General features: G+C 64.0%; 18 protein-coding genes. 8 read left to right on the forward strand and 10 right to left on the reverse strand.

From position 1 onward, the window contains the following. Nucleotides 1-69: 69 nt before the first annotated feature. A complete protein-coding gene (locus KIT02_RS12865; protein ID WP_297578283.1) occupies nt 70-1,269 on the reverse strand; it encodes a lytic murein transglycosylase in 1,200 nt (399 codons plus the stop codon). A gap of 6 nt (nt 1,270-1,275) precedes the next feature. Continuing rightward, complete coding sequence (galE, locus tag KIT02_RS12870) at nt 1,276-2,262, reverse strand: UDP-glucose 4-epimerase GalE (RefSeq protein ID WP_297578285.1); 987 nt, start codon at nt 2,260-2,262, stop codon at nt 1,276-1,278. A gap of 109 nt (nt 2,263-2,371) precedes the next feature. Here galE and galU point away from each other — a divergent pair, with 109 nt between their 5' ends. Then, the gene (gene galU / locus KIT02_RS12875) at nt 2,372-3,256 is read left to right on the forward strand and encodes a UTP--glucose-1-phosphate uridylyltransferase GalU (protein ID WP_297578287.1); all 885 of its coding nucleotides are present in this window, start codon (nt 2,372-2,374) and stop codon (nt 3,254-3,256) included. A gap of 11 nt (nt 3,257-3,267) precedes the next feature. Here galU and KIT02_RS12880 read toward each other — a convergent pair whose 3' ends face one another. From KIT02_RS12880 to KIT02_RS12895, 4 genes are all read right to left on the reverse strand, one after another. Then, a complete protein-coding gene (locus KIT02_RS12880; protein WP_297578289.1) occupies nt 3,268-4,557 on the reverse strand; it encodes an outer membrane beta-barrel protein in 1,290 nt (429 codons plus the stop codon). Nucleotides 4,558-4,642: 85 nt separating this feature from the next. Next, complete coding sequence (locus KIT02_RS12885; protein WP_297578291.1) at nt 4,643-5,095, reverse strand: NfeD family protein; 453 nt, start codon at nt 5,093-5,095, stop codon at nt 4,643-4,645. Between the two features lie 14 nt (nt 5,096-5,109). Beyond that, complete coding sequence (locus KIT02_RS12890) at nt 5,110-6,114, reverse strand: SPFH domain-containing protein (RefSeq protein WP_297578293.1); 1,005 nt, start codon at nt 6,112-6,114, stop codon at nt 5,110-5,112. 95 nt (nt 6,115-6,209) lie between these two features. Continuing rightward, complete coding sequence (locus KIT02_RS12895; RefSeq protein ID WP_297578294.1) at nt 6,210-7,046, reverse strand: GH25 family lysozyme; 837 nt, start codon at nt 7,044-7,046, stop codon at nt 6,210-6,212. Nucleotides 7,047-7,233: 187 nt separating this feature from the next. Between KIT02_RS12895 and KIT02_RS12900 the strand changes: the two genes are divergently transcribed. After that, complete coding sequence (locus KIT02_RS12900) at nt 7,234-8,760, forward strand: YifB family Mg chelatase-like AAA ATPase (protein WP_297578296.1); 1,527 nt, start codon at nt 7,234-7,236, stop codon at nt 8,758-8,760. A gap of 104 nt (nt 8,761-8,864) precedes the next feature. Here KIT02_RS12900 and aceA read toward each other — a convergent pair whose 3' ends face one another. Both aceA and KIT02_RS12910 read right to left on the reverse strand, forming a co-directional pair. Next, nucleotides 8,865-10,160 carry an isocitrate lyase gene (gene aceA, locus KIT02_RS12905; RefSeq protein ID WP_297578298.1) on the reverse strand — a complete coding sequence of 432 codons (1,296 nt, stop codon included), beginning with the start codon at nt 10,158-10,160 and terminating at the stop codon, nt 8,865-8,867. Nucleotides 10,161-10,379: 219 nt separating this feature from the next. Next, nucleotides 10,380-10,607, reverse strand: a complete 228-nt coding sequence (locus KIT02_RS12910) for a hypothetical protein (protein WP_297578300.1) — start codon at nt 10,605-10,607, stop codon at nt 10,380-10,382. A 146-nt stretch (nt 10,608-10,753) separates the two neighbouring features. On the opposite strand from KIT02_RS12910, the gene KIT02_RS12915 reads away from it, so the two are divergent. Beyond that, nucleotides 10,754-12,163: an XRE family transcriptional regulator gene (locus tag KIT02_RS12915; RefSeq protein WP_297578302.1), complete on the forward strand. Its 1,410-nt coding sequence runs from the start codon at nt 10,754-10,756 to the stop codon at nt 12,161-12,163. Here the strand turns inward: KIT02_RS12915 and KIT02_RS12920 are convergent. Together KIT02_RS12920 and KIT02_RS12925 are read right to left on the reverse strand one after the other, a co-directional pair. Next, complete coding sequence (locus KIT02_RS12920; RefSeq protein ID WP_297578304.1) at nt 12,160-12,885, reverse strand: YafY family protein; 726 nt, start codon at nt 12,883-12,885, stop codon at nt 12,160-12,162. The two genes, KIT02_RS12915 and KIT02_RS12920, sit on opposite strands and share 4 nt — an antisense overlap. A 126-nt stretch (nt 12,886-13,011) precedes the next feature. Further along, a complete protein-coding gene (locus KIT02_RS12925; protein WP_297578306.1) occupies nt 13,012-14,022 on the reverse strand; it encodes an aldose epimerase family protein in 1,011 nt (336 codons plus the stop codon). Between the two features lie 145 nt (nt 14,023-14,167). Here KIT02_RS12925 and KIT02_RS12930 point away from each other — a divergent pair, with 145 nt between their 5' ends. The 5 genes from KIT02_RS12930 to KIT02_RS12950 all read left to right on the forward strand — a co-directional run bounded on the left by KIT02_RS12930 (nt 14,168) and on the right by KIT02_RS12950 (nt 21,393). After that, nucleotides 14,168-15,211 (forward strand): LacI family DNA-binding transcriptional regulator, encoded by a 1,044-nt coding sequence (locus KIT02_RS12930; RefSeq protein ID WP_297578308.1) that lies wholly within the window; start codon nt 14,168-14,170, stop codon nt 15,209-15,211. Between the two features lie 669 nt (nt 15,212-15,880). Further along, complete coding sequence (gene xylB / locus KIT02_RS12935; protein ID WP_297578310.1) at nt 15,881-17,344, forward strand: xylulokinase; 1,464 nt, start codon at nt 15,881-15,883, stop codon at nt 17,342-17,344. Further along, nucleotides 17,341-18,648: a xylose isomerase gene (gene xylA, locus KIT02_RS12940; protein WP_297578312.1), complete on the forward strand. Its 1,308-nt coding sequence runs from the start codon at nt 17,341-17,343 to the stop codon at nt 18,646-18,648. The genes xylB and xylA overlap by 4 nt, the downstream gene beginning before the upstream one ends. 155 nt (nt 18,649-18,803) lie before the next feature. Continuing rightward, nucleotides 18,804-20,426 carry a glycoside hydrolase family 43 protein gene (locus KIT02_RS12945; protein WP_297578314.1) on the forward strand — a complete coding sequence of 541 codons (1,623 nt, stop codon included), beginning with the start codon at nt 18,804-18,806 and terminating at the stop codon, nt 20,424-20,426. Nucleotides 20,427-20,577: 151 nt separating this feature from the next. Next, the gene (locus KIT02_RS12950; RefSeq protein ID WP_297578316.1) at nt 20,578-21,393 is read left to right on the forward strand and encodes a DUF2189 domain-containing protein; all 816 of its coding nucleotides are present in this window, start codon (nt 20,578-20,580) and stop codon (nt 21,391-21,393) included. Nucleotides 21,394-21,439: the final 46 nt, after the last annotated feature.

The following is a 21,439-nucleotide window of genomic DNA, read 5'->3' on the forward strand; positions in this document are numbered from 1 at the left end:
CATCGCTTGGGAAAGACTTTTGGATTTTAGCATCTGCCCCGCGCCTTGGCCACGGCGCTCAAGGTGGGTTTACTGGCCCGCCGCCATCAGGCTTTCATAGGCCTGCCGGGTGACGAAACCATCGGCAACCTGGCCCATCTGCGCCTGGAAGCGCGCATAGGCGGCCTGGGTGACCGGTCCGATGCGGCCGTCAACGGCACCGGCATAAAAGCCGAGCTGCCCCAGCTTTTCCTGAATGGCCTTGCGCTGCGCCAGATTGGGGAAACTGGTACTGCGTGGCCAGGGGGTGACAAAGGCGCCCCCGCCCTTGAGCCGGTCGGTGAGATGGGCCACCGCCATGGCGTAGCTGTCGGAGAAATTGTAGCCCTTGAAGACAAGGTAGTTGCCGGTCATCAGGAATTTCGGGCCATCCTTGCCGGCCGGAACATAGAGAAAAACCGGGATATCGAGCGATCCGAACGGACGTCCGGCAACGCGGGTAATGCCGCGCTCGGCAAAGAAACTGATCGGCCGCATCTGTTCGCGATCGGCCAGCAGATAGTCGAACCCGACGGGAACATCCACCTCGAAACCCCAGTCGAGTCCAGGCTGATAACCCAGCCGGCGCAGGTAGGTGGCGCTGGTGGCAAGGGCATCGGGCAACGAATTGTGCAGATCGACGCGATTGTCGCCATCGCCGTCGGTACCGTGGGCGATCACATTGGATGGATTGACCTGAAGATGGCCGATGGCGCCGGCCCATGAGCCCACCGGTGACACGCCGCCATTGGCTTCCGTCAGGCGCAGCGCCGCGACGAGATCAGCCTTGTCCTCGACGAAGCGGCTGCGCTGTTGCCAGGCGACCGTTGCCAGCGAGCGCACGATGGGCCGGATCAGGCCGTCATTGGACAGGACAGCGCCATAGTCTGTCTCCATGCCCCAGATGGCGCCCAGCACATAGGGGTCGACGCCGTAAGTCTGGCCCACGGCAGAAAACAGGTCGCTATTGCGGCTCAGCGCGGTCCGGCCCCGCTCGATGCGCCCGGCGGTGACGCGGGCGTCCAGATAGTCCCACATCGGCGTCGTGAATTCGGGCTGGGTCTCGACCAGGTTCGGCACGCGCGGATCGGGTGTGAGGCCGCTCATGGCCCGATCATAGGCCGCGGCGCTGACGCCGCCGGCCAGGGCCTCGGCTCTGAATTGCGCAACGAAAGCGTCAAAGCTGCCCGCCGGCTGTGCCGACGCGGCCGGGGCAATGAGCATGGTGAGGGCGATCCAGAGCGCGCGCATGCCGGGCTACCGGTTTCGGGTCATCAGATGACGTTCCCAGGCATAGGCGGTTTCCACGATTTCCTTGAGATCGTCGTGCTTCGGCTGCCAGCCGAGAAGCGTGCGCACCTTCTCACCGGTGGCGGTAATCGAGGCCGGGTCGCCGGCACGCCGCGGACCCTCATCGGCCCGCAGCATGACGCCTGACACCTCGCGCACCGTGTCGACGACTTCGCGCACCGAATAGCCCTGCCCATAGGCACAATTGAGCGTCGTGCTTTCCCCGCCCTTGCGCAAATGGCCAAGCAGCAGCGCATGAGCGGCGATGAGATCGGTGACGTGGATATAGTCGCGCACGCCGGTGCCGTCCGGTGTCTCGTAGTCCGTGCCGAAAATGTCCATCTTTTCGCGCTGCCCCAGCGCCACCTGGCACGCCACCTTGATGAGATGGGTCGCTGCGGGGGTCGACTGGCCCGAGCGCTTGCCAGGATCGGCACCGGCGACGTTGAAATAGCGCAGCACGCCATAGGTGATGTCATGGGCTGCAGCCACATCGGCCAGCATCCATTCGGTCATCAGTTTCGACCGGCCATAGGGTGACATGGGGTTGAGCGGGGTGGTCTCGACGACGGGCGCGAGGCCGGTCATGCCATAGACCGCCGCCGTCGAAGAAAAGATGAAGTGCTTGACCCCGCCACGGACGGCGGCCTCGATCAGGTTGCGCGAGGTGGCGGTATTGTTCGCATAATATTTGAGCGGATTGGACACTGATTCGGGCACCACGATCGAGCCGGCGAAATGCACGATCTCGGTGATGCCGTATTGCTTGATAAGGCCGGTGACGCGGTCGATATCACCGGCATTGCCCGCTTCGAAGCGGGCGCGGCCATCGATGGCCCAGTCGAATCCGGTGACAAGATTGTCCAGCACAACAACATCTTCACCACTATCGGCCAGGTTCAGAACCATATGACTGCCGATATATCCGGCACCGCCAGTGACCAACACGGCCATGTCTTTGCTCCTTGGGTGAAAACGCTTTGGGTGCGAAACCTAGTGTGGCAGATATTGATTTAGCTTTACGACCGACTTTCGACCAATCGAGTATCAGGAGACTTTTCGCGTGTCCAAGCGAGTTCGTACCGCCGTTTTCCCCGTTGCAGGCCTCGGCACCCGCTTTCTGCCAGCCACCAAGGCCATGCCCAAGGAAATGCTGACGGTGGTGGACCGGCCACTGATTCAATATGCGGTGGATGAGGCGCGCGAAGCCGGTATCGAGCATTTCGTCTTCGTCACCGGCCGCAACAAGGGCGTCATCGAGGATCATTTCGATCGTCAGTTCGAACTTGAAGCGACCCTGGAAAGCCGCGGCAAGACAGCCGCGCTCAGCGAACTGCAGAAGGACCTGCCCTCGGCCGGCCGCACCAGCTTCACCCGGCAGCAGGAGCCGATGGGGCTCGGCCACGCCGTCTGGTGCGCCCGCGACATCGTCGGCGAGCAGCCCTTTGCCCTGCTCCTGCCCGACATGATTTTCCGCGCCAAGCCCGGCGTGCTCAAGCAGATGATGGACGCCTATGAGGAGCGCTCAGGCAATATCATCGGTGTCGAGGAATGTGCCTGGGAAGACGTATCGTCCTATGGCGTGGTGGTGCGCGGCGATGGCGACGACAAGGGCTTTGCCATCAACGGCATGGTCGAAAAGCCCAAGCGCGAGGACGCACCGTCCAATCTCTTCATTTCGGGCCGCTACATCCTCCAGCCGGAAATCTTCTCGCTTCTGGCAGAACAGACGCGGGGCGCCGGTGGGGAAATCCAGCTCACCGATGCCATGCAGACCCTGATGAAGACGCAGCGCTTCACCGGCGTCAAATATGACGGCAAGGTCTTTGACTGCGGCTCTAAATTGGGCTTTCTCACGGCCAATGTGGTGTTCGCGCTCGATCGCGATGACATTCGCCCCGGTTTCCTCGACGAACTGCGCAAGCTGGATCTTGACGAGAAACTCTAGGCTAGGCTGCGCTAGCGCCGCAGCAATACGCCAAGGCTGAAGCGATGGATGTCATCCTGGCCGGTCGTTGAATTGTCGCGATGGCGGAAGCTGTAATCGGCGCTGACAGCGGTCTTGGAATTGACGGCGTAGTCAGCGCCGGATGAGAGACTGTAGCCCGTTTCGGTTTCGGTGCTCCCGGTCAATTCGGCCATTGACCAGCCCGCCCCGGCGCGCAGGCGCAGCCAGGAGTTGACGACGTAGGCTGCGGTGGCCTCGGCTGTGTACTCGACCTTGGCCGTGCCCGATGTGCCGACTTCGGGCGGGGTTATGCCGGTGGCCAGCCGTGCGGTCAGTTCCGTCGTGCGGTCGGGGCGGAAGGTGACACTGGCGTCGTAGAGGTGGCTGGCGACGTCGGCAATGCCGGATGCGTCGAAGTCGCGATAGCCAACGCCATAGGACGCGCTGGCCGAGAGAAGACTGTTCCATTCCCCGCTGATGCCGGCCCGCAGGGCATAGTCATTGGCATCCATGCGCTCGCCGCTGGCACTCGAGGCCAGATCGAACATATCGCGCCCGGCCGAGCCTTCCGCGAAGGCCTCGAAAATGGGGGTTGCCTGCAGGCCCAGGCGCAGCGTGGTTCCTGCGGACCAGTAATTGTTCTCGCTATTGTCAGTCCAGCCGGTGCCGGCATTGAGACTGGAGCCATGGGCTACGCGCCCGAGATCTGCCGATGCTGCCACCGAGAACAGTCCGAACTGGCGGGTAAGGCCTGCCCCGAGCGACCCGGTGACGATCTGCGGGGCCTCGAGAACCGAGGGGTCAAGATCAGGCGAATTGACCAGATCCTGAGTGAGCTCGAACCCGCCGCTGGCCGAGATCGTGGTCACGCTGTCGAGGGCAGTCACCGCCGATGCGCCGAGGCGCAGTCCGCTGAGGACGGGATTGCCGTTCCAGGGATGGGCGATGTCGGCCGCGCCGTCCAATGTGAGGTCAGTGGAACGGCCGTCATAGCTCGCCGAGGCCTGCGGGGTCAGCACGGTGGTGAAGCTCTCCCCGGCGCTTGACCGGGTCAGGGTTCCGCGCAGGCCGGTGGACCAGTCGATTTCCATCGGTGGGTGGCCCGGTTCGACCGGCACGGAAAAGGCTTCGGGAATCGGCGCGGCGGGATAGAGGCCGGGCTGCAGGCGATCATCGCGCAATTGGGGATCGACTGGGTCCACCGGCTGCGCCAGGACGCTGCCCGGCGCCATGGCCAGGACCAGCAGCACTGGAATTCGTCGCCGTCCGGCCAAGGTCGCGTCCCCGCAATAGAGGCGCATCAGGCAAAGCCTCACGCCCTGCGGAACCGAGCGCCCCGCGGGGCGATCCTTTCAGCTTATGGTTAATGAATTCTTTCCGGCCGCTTCAGTCGGCCGATACCACCGTCAGGACCGCGCCGTCGCTGCCGGTGATGCGGATGCGGCGGCCGGCAGGCAGGTCCGGCCCGGTAATGCGCCAGGTCGTGTCGCCAAGGGCCAGGCGCCCCGATCCATCCACGATCGGCCGGTCCAGGACCGCTTCCTGACCAACGAAACGGTCGGCGCGCCGGTTGAGAAACGGCCGGTCGCTGCTGTCCTGGCGCTTGCGGCCCAGGCGCACCCATACGAGGATGGAGACCAGCGACAGAACACCGAAAATGAACCACTGCAGCGCCCAGGCCATGGGCTGGAACAGGGTGATCAATCCGGTGAGGATGCCGGCAATACCCATCCACAACAGGAATCCGCCGGGGACGACCAGTTCCAGCGCCAAAAGCACCAGTCCGGCGATGATCCAGCTCCAGGGGCCGTTTTCGGCCAGATAGGCAATCAATTGCATGGTGGCCTACCTCCTCAGAGCGGACCACTATTGGGGCCGCTGCTCGGCGGTCGGCTTGTCGGGCGCGGCTGGGACGGCTTTTCGTCGCCAAAGGTTTCGCGCGCGATCTCGGCAATGCCGCCGATGGCGCCGATGACGCTGGAGGCCTCGACCGGCAGCATCAGAAGCTTCTGGTTGGGCGAGGTTGCGACCTTTTCCAGCGCCTTGATATAGTTGTTGGCCACGAAATAGTTGATGGCCTGCACATTGCCCGAGGCAATGGCGTCGGACACCAATTGCGTTGCCTTGGCCTCGGCCTCGGCCGCGCGTTCGCGGGCCTCGGCGTCGCGGAAGGCGGCTTCGCGCCGGCCTTCGGCTTCCAGAACCTGGGCCTGCTTTTCGCCTTCGGCCTTGAGAATGGCGGCCTGCCGCCGGCCTTCGGCCTCGAGGATGGTGGCGCGCTTCTCGCGTTCCGCCTTCATCTGCCGGCCCATGGAATCCACCAGGTCCTTGGGCGGGTCGATATCCTTGATCTCGATGCGGGTGATCTTGACGCCCCAGGGCGAAACGGCCGTATCCACGACGCGCAGCACCCGGTCGTTGATCTCGTCGCGATGGCTCAGCAGTTCATCGAGATCCATCGACCCCATGACCGAGCGGATATTGGTCATGGTGAGGTTGAGGATGGCATTTTCGAGATTGGTCACCTCATAGGCGGCCGAGGCCGCATCCAGAATCTGGTAGAAGGTCACGCCATTGGCGGTCACCGTCGCATTGTCGCGGGTGATGACCTCCTGGTGCGGCACGTCGAGCACCTGCTCCATCACGTTCATCTTCTTGCCGATGGTGTCGATGAACGGAATGATCAGGTTAAGGCCCGGCTTGAGCGTGCGGGTATATTTGCCGAACCGTTCGATGGTGAAATTATAGCCCTGTGGCACGGTCTTCGCCCCGGCGAACAGCACGAGGACGAACAGGATGCCAAGCCCGATTAGCGTGGCGCTCAGCCCGTCCAGGCCAAAATCGTTGAGGATGCCCATGCCTTGATTCTCCCTGTTCGGCGCAGGGCGGCACAGTACTGCAGGTCGTCAGAGGCTGGCTACCCGCATTTGCGGGCGCCCGTTGTCCGTATCGGCTATTTGGCGAACTGGCAGCGGCCCGTGGCCTGCAGGGCCGAGATGGCGCGCGGGTCGCATCCGGTGGATAGGAACATCAGCCAGTCATTGGTGCTGCCATAGAACACGTTGCGATCCACTTCGCCGCGCACACCGGGGACGACGCCGGTCTGGGTATATTGCCAGAACGTCCACGGGCGATTGCTGTAGCGTTCATGCGGCTCGGCCGCGGTCGAACGCAGCCAGAACGTGTTCGGCAAATAGACGCCTTCGAGAATGTCGCGGTGGAAGTTCATGTCGGTATAGATGATGGGCAGCTTGCCGGTGTGGCGCTCCATGGCCGTCAGCATCACCTGGATTTTCTCGAGGGCATCGGCCTTGCTCGGCTTGACCTTGCAACTCGAGTGATTGTTCCACTCGAGATCGAGAACCGGTGGCAATGCGCTCGGGTCGGCCGGCACGTTCTGCATGAACCAGGCCGCCTGTTCGGCCGCAGTCGAGCACCAGGTCATGAAGTGATAGGCCCCGCGCGGCATGCCGGCATCGCGCGCCCGGTCCCAGTTCACCCGGAAATTGGGGTCGATGTAATCCTTGCCCTCGGTGGCCTTCATGAACACGAAATGGGTCCCCGCCGACCGGGCGCGGGCAAAATCGACATTCTCCTGGTAGCGGGCCACATCGATCCCCTGGATCGGCATGGACCGGGCACGGTCGACGCCGGAATGGGGGCGGTTATCCCCGGGGATGGATCCATAGAGCCCGCCGCCGCTGGCGCAGGCCGCCAGCGCCACCACGGCAAGGCTCATCACCGCACCGCGAAAAACAGCACTGGCGGAACGGGCAAAGGTCGGGACCATGGCGGACAACACTCGATACGCAGGACAGGACGATATGCCTTTGATTCAACATGGGCCGGTTAACACAGCTTTAGGGTAACCAGTGTGGCAGCGGGCATGGTTAACAAGCCATCATTCGTTCTTCTAATGTTCTTGCCAGATCTGCCGCTTATTGCTTAACTGCCATGGCTTTACGGGGGGACGGGCAATGGTGACCAGGATTTCCACTGTCGCCTTTCAGGGCATAGATGCGGTTCCGGTCGACGTGCAGGTCCAGATTGCCCCAGGCCTGCCGGCCTTCGTGCTGGTCGGGCTGCCGGACAAGGCAGTGCGCGAAAGCGGCGAACGGGTGCGTGCGGCCCTCACCGCATCCGGTCTCGGCCTGCCGCCAAAGCGCATCACCATCAATCTTGCCCCGGCCGACTTGCCCAAGGAGGGCAGCCATTATGACCTGCCGATCGCGCTGGGCCTGATGGCGGCCCTGGGGGCCATTCCCCAGGATGCGCTGGATGGCTATCTGGCCCTGGGCGAATTGGGCCTCGACGGGCGGCTGGCCCATGTCGGCGGCGTGCTCCCTGCCGCCATGGCCGCAGCGGCGCGCGGGCTCGGGATCATCTGCCCGGCGCGGTCCGGTCCCGAAGCGGCCTGGGCCGGCGACGACCTCGATATCGTGGCCGGCGATAGCCTGCTGGCGCTGGTCAATCATCTGACCGGTCATCAATTGCAGGCCCGGCCCCGCCCCGGCCAGGCCCCGCAGGGCGCCGTCGATCTGCCCGATCTGGCCGATATACGCGGACAGGCCGTGGCCCGCCGGGCTCTGGAAGTGGCCGCCGCAGGAGGGCACAACCTGCTTATGATCGGGCCTCCCGGCGCCGGTAAGTCCATGCTGGCGCAGCGCCTGCCGTCTATTCTGCCGCCGCTCAGCGCCCGTGAACTGCTCGATGTGTCGATGATCCAGTCCATCGCCGGCGAATTGGCCAACGGGGTTCTGTCTGATCGTCGGCCATTCCGGGCGCCGCATCATTCCGCATCCATGGCCGCTTTGGTGGGTGGCGGGCTCAAGGTGCGACCCGGCGAAGTCAGCCTTGCCCATAACGGCGTGCTGTTTCTCGACGAATTGCCCGAATTTTCTCCCGGCGTGCTGGACAGTCTGCGCCAGCCGCTGGAATCGGGGGAGACGGCCATTGCGCGCGCCAATGCCCGCGTATCTTATCCCAGTCGGGTGCAGCTTGTCGCCGCCATGAACCCGTGCAAATGCGGCTTGGCCGGGACGCCCGGTCACACCTGCCGGCGCGGCGCAGCCTGTGCCGGCGATTACCAGGCGCGCGTGTCGGGCCCGTTCCTCGATCGCATCGATATCCGCATCGACGTCCCTGTTGTTTCGGCAGCCGACATGATTGCGCCGGGCGGCGCCGCTGAACCCTCGGCGCGGGTCGCCGAGCGGGTCGCCGCGGCGCGGGAGCGTCAACGCCATCGCTATGCCAGGGCCGGACATCCCGGAGTCCTGACCAATGCGGCCGCCTCTTCAAGCCTGATCGAGACGCTGGTCGCGCCTGATCGGGACAGCCAGGCTTTGCTGCTGCAGGCCGCTGAGCGGTTCAACCTGTCGGCTCGGGCCTATCACCGTGTGCTGAAGGTGGCGCGGACGCTGGCTGACCTGGCCGGTGCCGATGCGGTGGGTCGGCCGCATATTGCCGAGGCCCTGAGCTATCGGCTCAATTTCGGCGCAGCCTGAGGCGCCATTCGGGCCGGGTGTCTCCATCGTCACCGGTGGATTACTCTGTTGACCCGTGTTTCACGTGAATCCGCGCCGGGACCCCTGCCCCGGCGCGGTTCTTGTCAGTGGAACTGCGCCGTTTCGGTGGATTCCGCCATGGCAGTCGTGGCGCTCTGGCCTTCGGTGACGGTCATGGAGACCGCATCGAAATAGCTGGTGCCCACTTCCCGCTGGTGGCGCACGGCCGAAAAGCCGTGTTCCTCGGCGGCAAACTCGGCCTGTTGCAACTTGGAATAGCCAGCCATGCCCTGTTCCTTGTAGCGGCGGGCCAGTTCAAAGGTCGAGAGGCTGAGATTGTGGAACCCGGCCAGGGTGATGAACTGATATTTGTAGCCCATGGCTCCCAATTCGCGCTGGAACCGGGCCATGGCGGCTTCGTCCATGTGCTTGGCCCAATTGAAGCTGGGTGAGCAGTTATAGGCCAGCATCTGCTCTGGATACTGCTTGCGGATGGCCTCGGCGAACTTGCGGGCCTCGGCCAGGTCCGGCGTCGAGGTCTCGCACCAGATGAGATCGGCATAGGGCGCATAGGCCAGGCCCCGCGCGATGGCGCAATCGATGCCCCCTTTGAGCCGGTAAAAGCCCTCGCTGGTGCGTTCGCCGGTGATGAAGGGCCGGTCATATTCATCGATGTCTGACGTGATCAGCCGGGCTGCCTCGGCGTCGGTACGCGCCATGATCAGCGTCGGCACGCCCATGACGTCGGCCGCCAGCCGCGCTGCATTCAGCGTCCGCACGAACTGGGCTGTCGGCACCAGCACCTTGCCGCCCAGATGCCCGCACTTCTTTTCCGAAGCCAGTTGATCCTCGAAATGGACAGCCGCCGCACCGGCCTCGATCATGGCCTTCATCAGCTCGAACACGTTGAGCGCGCCCCCGAACCCGGCCTCCGCATCGGCGATGATCGGCACGAAGAAGTCGAGATCGGTTGTAGCGACGCCGTCCGCGCGTTCCATGGTCTGGATCTGGTCGGCGCGCTGCAGGGATTTGTTGATGCGCTTGACCACCGCAGGAACGCTGTCGACCGGATAAAGTGACTGGTCGGGATACATATTGCCCGAGGAATTGGCATCGGCCGCAACCTGCCAGCCGGACAGATAGATGGCCTTGAGCCCGGCCTTGACCTGCTGCACCGCCTGATTGCCGGTAAATGTGCCCAGTGTCGGCACGAAATCCTCAGAATGCAGCAACTGCCAAAGTTTTTTCGCGCCATTCTCGGCAAGCGAATGGCGGATCGGCAGTGATCCGGCGAGGCGCCGCACATCGGCAGGCCCATAGGTCCGCGCTACGGTCTTCCAGCGATCAGGCGCGTAGTCGGGCGTCGGGAAGGCCTCGGGCTTGTTGGGTTTGTCGAGCATGTCAATTCTCCTCATCTGGACATGGCTTCGCCGGTCCGCAGCGGCGCGGCGGCAAAAAGGTGATTCACGTGAAACTGCGAGCCGGCGGCCAACGGCCGAAAATTTGCTCCAGTGGAGCAAGTTTAGGCGAGCAGGCCTTGAGAGCTACGCTTGAAAGGCAAGGGCGACTTTGGGCCGTTCGGCGTTAGCCCCAACCTTCCGCGCCCCTGCCCTAGGGGCTTAGCCCGCAACGCGCCTGCAAAAGGTCGCCGCGATCATGCCGGCGCCGGAAAACAATTCCTGGGTATCCTCGCCACCCACCAGGGTGAACTGGTGGCGTCCGATGCGGCCGGCAATGGCATAGCCCAGAACGTCCAGGCCGCGGGCCTTGAACTGTGCCATGGCCTCATTGGCAGTGGGGGCAATGATGGTGATGTACTCGTCGCGCTGTTCACTTGTCGGTGCCATTTGCGATATCTCCTCGCTGATTGATGTAAAGATTTGACAATTGTGCGAGACATGCAAGAAATAACGGCATTACGCGCTGTAAAGCTGTAAATCATCGGTCAATCGAGCCGGCGTTTTTTGTAAATTCTGTCAATCGGAGGCGGCAAATGGTGGAGGCGGCAGAAAGCCAGATCGGCGGGCGCATCAAGCGTCTGCGGCGTCAGCGGCGCCTCAATCAGGCCGATCTGGCGCAGGCCCTTGGCATTTCGCCCAGCTACCTCAACCTGATCGAACACAACCGGCGCAAGGTGACGGTGCCCTTGCTGTTCTCCATTGCTGGTTATTTCGGGATCGAGCCCGGCGAACTTGTCGACAGCGATGAGGGCCGGCTGGTCGGAGACCTGATGGAGGCGTTTGGTGATGACCTGTTTGTCGACAGCGACATCACCAATCTCGAAATTCGCGACCTGGCTCACGCCAATCCGGCGGCGGCGCGCGCTGTGCTCAGGCTCTATGACCGCTATCGCCTGCTCGCCGGCGGCAATGCCCCGGCGGCTGCAGCCAGCGGCAATGAGCCGTTTCACCTGGCAACCGACGCGATCTCCGACTTCCTGCAGGCCAATTCCAATCACTTTCCGGCCCTGGAGGAGACGGCTGAACGCATCCGGGCCGACATCGACACGTCCGGCGACAGTTTCGAATCGGGTTTGAGGACCTATCTGTTCAATGTTTTCGGGATCGAGGTGCGGCTGGCCTCCCTGCCCAACGGGGTTGCCCGTCAGTTCGACAAGGGCCGCCAGCAGGTGCTGGTCTCCGATCTCCTGCCGGCCGAAACCGCAAATTTTCTGCTGGCGCAGCATCTGGCGCTGCAAGCGGCCGAGGCCGATATCGCCGGCATCATCGCCGAGGCCGACCTGCCGGATGGTGATGCGCCGCAGTTGGCCCGCAATGTGCTTTCGGCCTACTTCGCCGCCGCCCTGCTGATGCCCTATGCGCCGTTTCTCAAGGCCTGCCGCGATCATCGCTATGATATCGACCGCATCGGCCGACGCTTCGGCGCCAGCTTCGAGCAGGTCTGCCATCGCATGACCACGCTGCAGCGCAAGGGCGCCTCGGGCATCCCCCTGCACCTGGTGCGGACCGACATTGCCGGCAATATTTCAAAACGCTTTTCGCTCTCGGGTATTCACATTCCGCGCCATTCCGGCGCCTGCCCGCGCTGGAACATCTACGCGGCCTTCATGGCCCCTGAGCGGATCAATGTGCAACTGAGCCAAATGCCGGACGGACAGCGCTATTTCTGCATCGCGCGCACCATCACCAAGGGCGATTACCGCTACAATGCGCCGCGCCGGCACCTGTCGATCGGCCTGGGCTGCGCCATCCATCACGCCCGCGACATGATCTATTCGGACGGCATCGACCTCGGCAGCGAGCAGCAAGTGGTGCCCATCGGGGTGGGTTGCCGGATTTGTCCGCGCATGGAATGCGGGCAGCGGGCCCATCCGCCTGCCGACCACCGCTTCCGGCTCGACGACGACATGAGACCGGAAAGCCTATACGCCAGAATGGCTTAGTTTTCCCGGTCGGCCATGGTCTGGTGGTCGTGATGGCGGCGGTCGTGCACCCAGCTCTCGCGCCATTCGCGTTCCAGCGCGGCGCGGCGCTTGCCGTAGCGATCCTCGGTCAGCACCAGGTTGACGATGCGGTCGGTGCGGAAGTTGCGAAAGTCCTGCCGCAACAGGCACCAGGCCGCAATGGTTTGTTTCCCTTCGTAAAACGCCAGTCCGACCGGCCAGATGGTGCGGCTTGTGGGGCGGCCCTGCTCGTCTTCGTAGTCGATGGTGACGGCGCGTTCCTGACGCATGGCGAGGCGGATATCGCCCAGCACCGGGACGGGCCGGCGCTGGCCCCAGATCGCCACCGGCCAAAGCGCGGTGTCGCTGATTCGGTCGCGCAGGTCCTCGGGCGAAGCGGTGGCGATCTTGGCCAGGGCATTGCGCGCGGCGGCGCCCAGGCCATCGTCCGGCTGGGCCTCGACCCAGCGCGCGCCCAGCACCAGGGCTTCCAGCTCCTCCGGGCTAAACATCAGTGGCGGCAGGAAAAAACCGGGCTTGAGCATATAGCCGATGCCGGCCTCGCCATCGATCGGGGCGCCAAGTCCGATCAGGGTCTGGATGTCCCGATAGAGCGTGCGAACCGAAACGCCCTGCTCTTCGGCCAGTGCCGCGGCGGTCACCGGACGGCGATGCCGGCGCAGCGCGTCCATGATGGAAAACAGCCGTTCGGTCTTGTCCATGATGCCGTCTCCGTCTGGCGCGGTGCTGCGTGAGGGAGGAATATTTGGCGCCTCGCCGCGTCATTTCGCGTCAGCAGGCCTGTCGCTCTTGCATGCCTTAACGCTAGCGCATTGCTAGCACTTGCGTCACGCGATCTCGAACTCACACCAGTGGCTATAGGGGCGATCCGGCGCATAGATGACATTGGGGAAATGCGGATTGTGAACCGCGTCGGCCAGCGCCTGATCTTCGAGGCAGAAGCCGGAATTCTTCCCATAGGTCTTGCCATTGAGGCCGGGTACCGGAATGTCGGTCCACACGCCATTATAGACCTGCAGCCCCGGCCGGTCGCTCCACAGCTTGAGCGTCAGATCGCCATCGGGCGCAACGACGCTGGCAATCGCGTCGCCGGTGCGCCGGCCGCTGTCGAGGACCATGCCGATATCGTATTGAACCGAAGCCCCATTGGCGTCCCGCATGGTGCGCGGCTGGCGCAGGTCATAGATGGTGCCGGCCGAAGGCAGGATGGCGCCGGTGGGGGCCAGATCCTCGCCCAGTTCGGTATAGGCGCTGGAATTGACCTGAATGGTGTGGTCGAGAACCGTGTCACTGGTGCCCAGGTTGAAATACTGGTGCTGCACCAGGCTGATGGGCGTCGGCTGGTCGGTCGTGGCGCTCAACTCGAGCCGCAGGCGATTGCCGGTGAGCGTATAGGTCGCGGCGAAATTGACATTGCCGGGATAGCCCATGGCGCCGTCGGGGGAAAAATGGGTGAACCGCACCGCATTATTGGCGCTGTCAACCTGGCCCTGCCAGACCTGGCGGCCAAGGCCTTGTTCGCCGCCGTGCAATTGCAGATCGCCGGCATTGGCGGGGAGCTTGTAGGTCACCCCATCGAGATCGAAGGACGCGCCCTTGATGCGATTGGCCACGCGCCCGGCCAGAGACCCCAGATGCGGGCTATGGGCGGGATAGGCATCGAAAGTGTCGAAGCCCAGCACCACCGAGCGTTCGCCACCGGCGACGGGCACCTTCCAGTCACGCACCACCACGCCATAGCCGATGATATCGACGGTGACGCCGGTTTCGCTGACGAGGCGGAACTGGTCGACCCGGTTACCCTCGAATTCACCGAAGCTGGATACGGAAATGGCCACGACATGCTCCCTGGTGCTGCGGGCTCATGCCCGATTTGGGCGGATGGTCTAGCCCTATTGGCCTCTGCCTGCAACGGCGCACTTGACGTTTGCGTCACGGGAAACAAGTGTGCGCCGAAGTCAAAGAGATCGCGAGGGGGGCGGCTTGAGCGAAGACAATGTGAAGCGCCGGGCCACTGTCCACGACGTGGCGCGCGCCGCCGGCGTATCCCTGGCCACGGTCGACCGGGTCCTGAACGGCAGGCCCGGCGTGCGTGCCGCGACCTCCGAAAAGGTCGAGGCGGCAATCGCCCAATTGGGCTTTTCGCGCGATCTCAATGCTTCGCTGATGGCCCGGGCCCGTGACCTCAGCCTGGTCTTTCTCATCCCCGATGGCAGCAACGAATTCATGGACGGGCTGGCCGCCTCGGTCGCCGGTCGCACCGGCACCGCCCTCGCCGACCGCATCGATCTCAAGACCCGCCGGGTCCGGGCGCTCGATCCGGCCGACCTTGCCCGCCATCTCAATGACCTCGATCCGCGCCTGTGCGACTGCGCCGCGATCGTGGCCACCGAAGACCCCGGCGTGACCGCGGCCGTCGATGCCGCCAACCGGCGCGGCATCGTCATCATGACGCTGGTTTCAGACCTGCCCGGCTCGGCGCGGCGGCATTTCATCGGCATCGACAATGTCGCGGCCGGGCGCACCGCCGCCTCCCTGCTCGGCCGTTTTCTGCCCCAGGGCGGCAAGGTGGCGCTGGTGGCCGGGTCCCTGCACCTGCGCGACCACGCCGACCGCCTGGCTGGGTTCGAGGCCACGCTGGCGCGGGAATTTCCGGCCATTTCGCTCATCGGCCCGCTCGAGGGCCATGACGAGCGAACCGAGACGGCGGCGCTTGTGAGCGCCATCCTGGCGGACCACCCGGACCTCGCCGGTCTCTACAATCTGGGCGCCGGCAATACCGGGCTGGTCTCGGCCCTGGAGCGATCGGGCCGCGCGGGGAGCCTGCGGGTCATTGCCCATGAACTGACCGAGCCGACCCGGGCTGGGCTCAAAAGCGGCGCCATCGACGTGGTGCTCGATCAAAACCCCGACGGGGAAATCCGCGAGGCGATTTCCGCGGCCCGCGCCTTGGCGCTGGGGACATCCGGCAGTGCCGTGACCAATCCCATCGAGATCGGAATTTTTCTGCGGGACAATTTGCGGTAGGGCGCCTCGCCTTTTGAGCCCCGAAACGAACCCCACGCCGGCGTGCCCCCAATTGTGCAGGACCCACGGCTCTATAGCACCCTCCCCCATTGTGGGGAGGGTAGCAGAGCTTGGGTCCGGCAGGGCCCTAGCGGCGCTTGGGAGGGGGTGGGAGGCCCCCAAGAAATCATGCAGTCGCCTGGTACAGATACCCCCTCCTTCGCTACGCTAAGCCTGCGGCTAAGCTTCGCTTGCCCTCCCCTCAGGGGGGAGGGTGGGACAGAGCCGACGAACCTTTTTTACAGAGTTCCCCGCAAAAAGCGGGGATCTCCGTTGGGGAATCCGCTGCGAAACAGAGGTTCCCGCTTTCGCGGGAATGACATTGTGGGTAGCTGAGGTCACCAGGGTGAACACTGCCCTGCCATTGAGCGGGGCTGCTGTACGCCGCGGGGTGGGGCGTGCGGCAATCCAACAGCAGCGGCAAGCGGTTCAACGCCGGCCATCACATCACCGGTCCAGCGTCACCGGGAGGATTTGATCCCGCCGATGCGATCGGGCGTTGAAATTGGGATTTTCCTGCGCGACAATCTGCGCTAGAAAGCGCGCCATCCAAACAGTGGCGGTGCCCGAAAAGTGGGCGAGGGAGGACGACCAGGTGTTTTTGCCAAATCATTTTGAGGTACGTGCCTCATGACCTTTCTGGGCATCGATATCGGCACGTCCGGTGTCAAGGCGCTGCTGATCGACGCGGACGGAAAGGCGCTGGGCGAGGCTTCGGCGCCGGCCGTCGAACCGGTGCGCCCGCAACCGGGCTGGTCGGAGCAGAACCCGGCCGACTGGTGGGCGGCAACGCTCGGCGCCGTGGACAAGCTCAAGCAGAGCCATCCGCGCGAACTGGCGGCGGTCAAGGGCATCGGGCTTTCGGGGCATATGCATGGGGCAACCCTGCTCGGCGAGAACGACACCGTGTTGCGCCCCTGCATTCTCTGGAATGATGGCCGCTCGGCCAAGGAATGCGCGGAGATGGAAGCCGCCCTTCCCGCCCTGCGCGAGCTGGCGGGCAATATCGCCATGCCCGGCTTCACGGCGCCCAAGATCGCCTGGGTGCGCAAAAACGAGCCCGAGATTTTCCGGCAGATCAGAAAAGTCCTTTTGCCCAAGGCCTATGTGCGGCTGCTGCTGACCGGCGAGCATGTCGAGGACATGTCCGATGGTGCCGGAACGCTGTGGATGGATGTGGCGCGGCGCGACTGGTCGGACGCGCTGCTCGGCGTCACCGGGCTTGGCCGCGAGCACATGCCGCGGCTTGTCGAGGGCTCGGCCGTTTCGGCTGAACTCAAGGCTGAGTACGCGGCGCGCTGGGGCATGACCGGCCCGGTCGTGGTGGCTGGCGGTGCCGGTGACAATGCCGCCGCCGCCTGCGGCATCGGCGCCATCCGGCCCGGTGAAGGCTTTGTATCGCTGGGCACTTCGGGCGTGCTCTTCGTCTCCAATGAAAGTTTCAGCCCCAATACCGAGGGCGCCGTCCATGCCTTCTGCCATGCGGTGCCCGACACCTGGCACCAGATGGGCGTCATCCTGTCGGCCACCGATTCGCTGAACTGGCTGTCCCGCATCACCGGCAGGAAGCAGGCCGAACTGTCGGGCGAAGCCGAATCCCAGTTCAAGGGGCCGGGCGAGACCATTTTCTTGCCCTATCTCTCGGGTGAGCGCACCCCGCACAACAACGCCAATGCCCGTGGATCGTTTACCGGCCTCAGCCAGTCCAGCGATCCGGCACAATTGGCCCAGGCCGTCATGGAGGGCGTGAGCTTTGCCATGCGCGACTGCCAGCGCGTGCTGAACGATGCCGGTACGCGCATCGACCGCCTGCTGGCGGTGGGTGGGGGCAGCAAGTCCGCCCTGTGGCTGAAGCTGCTCGCCACCAATCTCGACATGGAAATCGCGCTGCCCGAGGACGGCGATTTCGGCGGTGCCCTGGGTGCGGCCCGGCTCGGCCTCTGCGCCGCCACCGGCGCCAGACCGGCGGATGTCATGACCATGCCGCCGATTCTGAGGACGATTGCGCCCGACCAGAGCCTGTCGGCCGCCTATTCCGACCACTATGCGCGCTACCGCGCACTCTATTCCGCCATCGAGGAGGCACGTTCGTGAGTGATTTTTTCAAAGGCCTGAGCCAGGTCAGGTATGAGGGCCCCCAGAGCAAGAATGCGCTGGCCTATCGCCACTACAACAAGGACGAAGTGATCGCCGGCAAAAGGATGGAAGACCATATCCGTCCCGCCATCGCCTACTGGCATACCTTTGCCCAGGAAGGCGGCGACCCCTTTGGCGGCCGCACCTTCGACCGACCCTGGTTCGACAAGGGCCTTGAAGGCGCCAAGCTCAAGGCCGAAGTGGCCTTTGAATTCTTCGACCTGATCGACGTGCCCTACTTTGCCTTCCACGACGTGGACGTGGCGCCCGAGGGCGCGACGCTGGAGGAGAGCAACAAGAACCTGCGCGTTATCGGCGACATCATCGCCAGCAACATGCAAAAGAGCGGCAAGAAGCTGTTGTGGGGCACGGCCAACCTGTTCTCGAACCGCCGCTACATGGCCGGCGCTGCGACCAATCCCGATCCGGAAGTCTTCGCCTATGCGGCCGGACAGGTGAAGGCGGTGCTGGAGCTGACCCACGAACTGGGCGGCGAGAACTACGTGCTCTGGGGCGGCCGCGAAGGCTATGAAACCCTGCTCAACACCAAGATCGGCCAGGAATCCGATCAGATGGCCCGCTTCCTGACCCTGGTCATCGAGCATGCAGAAAAGATCGGCTTTACCGGCCAGATCCTGATCGAGCCCAAGCCGCAGGAGCCAAGCAAGCACCAGTACGACTACGACGTCGCCACCGTTTACGGGTTCCTGCAGCGCTATGGCCTCGAAAAGAAGGTGAAGTGCAATATCGAAGTCGGCCATGCCTTCCTCGCCGGTCACTCCTTCGAGCACGAACTGGCCGTGGCGAGCTCGCTGGGCATGCTCGGCTCGGTCGATGCAAACCGCAATGACCTGCAATCGGGCTGGGACACCGACCATTTCCCCAACAATGCCGGGGAAATGGCGCTGGCCTTCTACTACATCCTCAAGCAAGGTGGCCTGGGCAAGGGCGGCTTCAACTTCGACGCCAAGGTGCGCCGCCAGTCGCTCGACCCGGCCGACCTGCTGCACGGCCATATCCTGGGCCTCGATACCCTGGCGCGCGGTCTCAAGGGCGCCGTGGCCCTGATCGAGGACGGCGAATACGACAAATTGCTGGATGGCCGGTATGCTGGCTGGAATGCGGGCCTCGGCAAGGAAATCCTCGGCGGCAAGCTGAGCCTGTCCGACATCGCTGCCCGGGTGCAGGCGGAGACGATCAACCCGCAGCCGAAATCGGGCCGCCAGGAATATCTCGAAAACCTGGTGAACCGGTTCGTCTAAGCAACAGCCGAGCCCCTCCCCTCTCCCCTTGTGGGAGAGGGTGCCCGAAGGGCGGGTGAGGGGTATGTCTCAATCATCGCGACCCCTCATCCGGCGCTGCGCGCCACCTTCTCCCACAGGGGGAGAAGGGAAGACGGTGGCGGGGAGGAGGAAACATGTCCCAGATCACCAATCCCATTCTTCCCGGTTTCAACCCGGACCCTTCCATTCTGAGGGTCGGGGACGATTATTACATCGCCACCTCGACCTTTGAGTGGTTTCCCGGGGTGCAGATCCATCATTCCAAGGATCTGGCGAACTGGGAGCTGGTCACGAGGCCCCTCACGCGCAAGAGCCAGCTCGACATGCGCGGCGATCCCGATAGCTGCGGGGTCTGGGCGCCGTGCCTCACCCATGACGGGGAAAAATTCTGGCTGGTCTATACCGACGTCAAGCGCAAGGACGGCTCGTTCAAGGACGCGCATAATTACATCGTCTGGGCCGACAGCATCGAGGGGCCGTGGTCCGACCCGGTCTATGTCAATTCATCGGGCTTCGACCCCAGCCTCTTCCATGACGATGACGGCAGGAAGTGGTTCGTCAACATGCTCTGGGACCACCGCACGCGGCCGCTGAAATTTGCCGGCATCGCGCTGCAGGAATTCGACCCCAAGGCCGGAAAACTCGTGGGGCCGGTCAAGAACATCTACAAGGGCACCGATCTCAAGCTGGTCGAGGGCCCCCATCTCTATAAGCGCAATGGGTGGTACTACCTGCTGACGGCCGAAGGCGGCACGGCCTATGATCATGCCTGCACCTTTGCCCGCTCGCGCAATCTGGACGGGCCCTACGAGACCCATCCACAAAAGCACATCCTGACCAGCAAGGATGCACCGCTCGCCGCCCTGCAGCGGGCCGGTCATGGCGATATCGTCGAGACGCCCGAGGGCAAGACCTATCTCGTGCACCTGACCGGCCGCCCGACCACCCAGGAACGCCGCTGCGTGCTGGGCCGCGAGACGGCGATCCAGGAGGCCTATTGGGGCGAGGACGACTGGCTCTATGTCAAGAACGGGCCGGTGCCATCGCTGCATGTCGAGGTGCCGGGCACGCGCGACGAGGCCAAATACTGGGCCGAGCAGCGCTATACGTTCGAGAACGGCCTGCCTATGGACTTCCAGTGGCTGCGCACGCCCGAACCCGAGCGGATTTTTTCGACCGGGAAAGGCAAGCTGACCCTGTTCGGCCGCGAGAGCATCGGCTCCTGGTTCGAACAGGCCTTGGTGGCCCGCCGTCAGCAGCATTTCTCCTATGATGCCGAGACCGTGGTGGATTTCCCCGCCACCGACGAACGCACCATGGCGGGGCTGACGGCCTATTACAGCCGCTACAACTTCTTCTATCTCGCCGTCACCGCCCATTCCGATGGCCAGCGCGAACTGCTGATCATGAATTCGGAAGTGTCCTGGCCTGACGGCAATCTGAGCTTTCCGGCGGCGCCGGTGCAGATACCAAACGAGGGCAAGGTCAGGCTGGCGCTGACCATTCGCGGGCGCAGGCTGCAGTTCTTCTACGCACTCGAGGGGCAGGACCTGCAGCCGATCGGGCCGGTCTTTGATGCCTCGATCCTCTCGGACGAATGCGGCGGCCACCAGGCCCATGGCAGCTTTACCGGCGCCTTTGTCGGCGTGGCCGCGCACGATCTCAACGGCACGGCAAGCCCGGCGGTGTTCGACTATTTCACCTATCGCCCCCAGCATGACGCCAGCGATCGCTACGAGATCGAGAGCCTGAGCTAGACCGGCCCGCATCACATTTTTCTCAATCGGGGGCGACAGCCTCCGGTTTGAGGTTTAATCTCCTCGCCATAGCGGTCGCGATCTGTTGCGTCTCGCGCCAGCCATGCGCCACGCAATGCGATTGCGGCCTCCTGTGCGAGGAGAGGTGACCATGGCCAGAATGCATGTCATGGCCGGCATCGGCGACAAGTTCGACAAGCCGGCAATCCGAACCATTACCGTGTCCGATCTGGGCGACGTGCTGCGCCAGGGCATGGCCGACTTCTGGGCCCGGCCCAGCCATTACATCGTTTTGATGCTGATCTATCCGATCATCGGCATCGTGTTGGCCGTCTGGATGAATGGCTGGCACAGCTGGACCCTGCTCTATCCACTGGTCGGCGGCTTCGCGCTGGTGGGGCCGGTGGCCGCGCTGCCGCTCTACGAAATATCCCGCAGGCGGGAAATGGGCGAAAACCCGGGCTGGCGCGAAGCGATGAGCGTCATCCGCTCGCCGGCCATCGGCAGCATCATGGCGGTGGCCGCGCTGCTCTTCATCTTCTTCACGCTCTGGCTCACCAGCGCCCAGGCCCTCTATGAGAGCCTGTTCGGGGCCTCGCCGCCGCGGACATTGACCGGCCTTCTCGACCAGGTGCTGACCCAGCCCGGCGGCCGCACGCTGCTCGCGGTGGGCACGGGGCTTGGCGCGCTGTTTGCGCTGGCGGTGCTGTGCACCAGCGTCATCGCCTTCCCGCTGCTGCTCGACCGCGATGTCGGGGCCTATGTGGCGGTCGAGACCTCCATGCGGGCCGTGCTCTACAACCGCGTGCCCCTGTTTGTCTGGGGCGTGATCGTGGGGGCGGGCCTGTTCCTGGCCTCGATACCGCTCTTTGTCGGCCTCGCGCTGGTCCTGCCGATATTCGGGCACGCGACCTGGCATCTCTACCGCAAGCTGGTGGAGCCGGTTTCGATGATCCGCGGTCAGTAGCGGCTCTGGGCCCACCCCGTCCCATCGCGGACGGGGCCGCGCCGGC

The organism is Devosia sp., from assembly GCF_025809055.1.
GTDB lineage: Bacteria > Pseudomonadota > Alphaproteobacteria > Rhizobiales > Devosiaceae > Devosia.